Genomic DNA, 1,650 nt, shown 5'->3' on the forward strand with positions numbered 1-1,650 from the left:
TACCGGAGCGTGTCAGGCTCTCACGGTGTCGTCACGCTGGCCGGCGACTACGGCCTGGATCCCACGATGAACCAGGTGGTCCGGGTGCTGGCCACCCGGCACGGCGTGGTCACCGGCGAGGCGAGCGGCGTAAGCACGGTCAGCATGGACGGCGTCCGGCCGTCCGACGGCGGCAGCGTGGCGGCCGGGTACGGGATCAACACCGACGGCACCGACGGCTTCGTCACCTCCAACCAGGTGACGGCGGCCGGGGCCACGCTCGGCTCGGTGGAGACATTCCGTCAGTCCGACAACAAGATCACTCACGTCGTGCGGTCGTCGCGGGACGAGTACCAGACGCTGTTCGGCGGCTGCCCTGGCCAGTTCGCCGGCGACACCGGCCTCTATGAGGACTTCGACCCGGTGACCGGTGCCGACAACTTCAGGGTTCTCGATCCGGTCGCGGCCGGCGCGGACACCGGCAGCACGTGGGTGCCGCCGGCCAGCCTCGGTGAGGTGATCTGCGCCGCCAGCCAGCAGGACTCGCCCGACACGGCGATCTTGTCGGCGGTGAGCGGGTCGTCCACGACGCTCCTCGTATCGACGTCGCAGATCGCCAAGGGCACCTTTACCCGGCCGGTCGACCTGACCCCGGCGCTCGACCCGAATGCGCTGTCGATCGCCGGCGGCATCGGCCAGGACACCTCGGCGGACGAGGCCGTGGTCCCGGTGGTGGACGCGTTCAACCCGACCGCACCCGGCCGGATCGTCGTCGTGCACCTGGACACCGGCCAGGTGACGCAGTTCCCGTCGGTCAGCACGTTCTTCGCCGACGGCATCGCGGTAGATTCCACCACGCACAAGGCGCTGATCCCGTCGAACACCGCGTTCGGGCTCTACGACCTCGCCGGCCAGACGGGGACCGCGCTGAACTTCGGCGGCAGCACCTACCAGCATCCCGCCGCGGATCCGGTGCATCACCAGTTCCTGATGCAGGAGGTCACGCCGCCGGACTTCTTCGGCACGACGCCCAACAACAACGCGCTGTCAGCGGTTGACGTGCTCGACGAGAACGGCAACCTGGTCAAGCGAATCGAGAAGTTCAACTTCTTCAACGTGTTCCTGCTGGACATGGGCAGCTACCTCCAGGTAAGTCCAGGGACCTCCACCGGGTACACACTCGGCCCGGCCGGTGCTCAGCTGGCGCCTTTCCAGTACTGATACGGGCCGAGGGGACGGGCGGTCAGACCCGCTGACCGCCCATCCCCGCGTGGTCGCTGGACATCCGCGTCTACTGGCGAACTGCCGACCAGGTGAGAGCGGGAGGATGGACCCGCGCACAGACCGGGTTCCCCCTGGCGTCGGTCAGCCGGATCCGGGCGACGAGCCGGTGGCCCGGACTGCTGGCTTGCTCGATGATGCGGGAGTCGATGTCGACGAGGCGCAGCTTGGCGCCGCGGAACAGGCGCAGCGTCCCGTCGCCTGGGACGTCGCCCCAGGCCAGACCCAGGTGACGATCGGTGCGGTCGCCGCGCACGAACGGCCCGGTGAAGTCGAGTCCGTCCGCGCCGCGCCGCACGGTGACCGGTACCTCCCAGCGTGCCGACGGCGCATCGCCGCGCACCGGCTCGATCGCCAGCCAGCGGCCGCCCGGCACGACTAGGGCCGGCC

Annotated in this window: 2 protein-coding genes; one reads left to right on the plus strand and one right to left on the minus strand. The window is 69.6% G+C overall.

Annotated elements, in window-relative coordinates; genetic code table 11:
* A partial coding sequence (locus WB785_RS04140; RefSeq protein ID WP_424077420.1) for a hypothetical protein occupies positions 1 to 1,200 on the plus strand: 1,200 nt, incomplete at its 5' end.
* A gap of 70 nt (positions 1,201 to 1,270) precedes the next feature.
* Here WB785_RS04140 and WB785_RS04145 read toward each other — a convergent pair.
* On the minus strand, positions 1,271 to 1,650 hold a 380-nt coding region (locus WB785_RS04145; RefSeq protein ID WP_424077421.1), incomplete at its 5' end, for a DUF5990 family protein.

Origin of the sequence: Mycobacterium sp., from assembly GCF_049585075.1 — a bacterium.
Lineage (GTDB): Bacteria > Actinomycetota > Actinomycetes > Mycobacteriales > Mycobacteriaceae > Mycobacterium.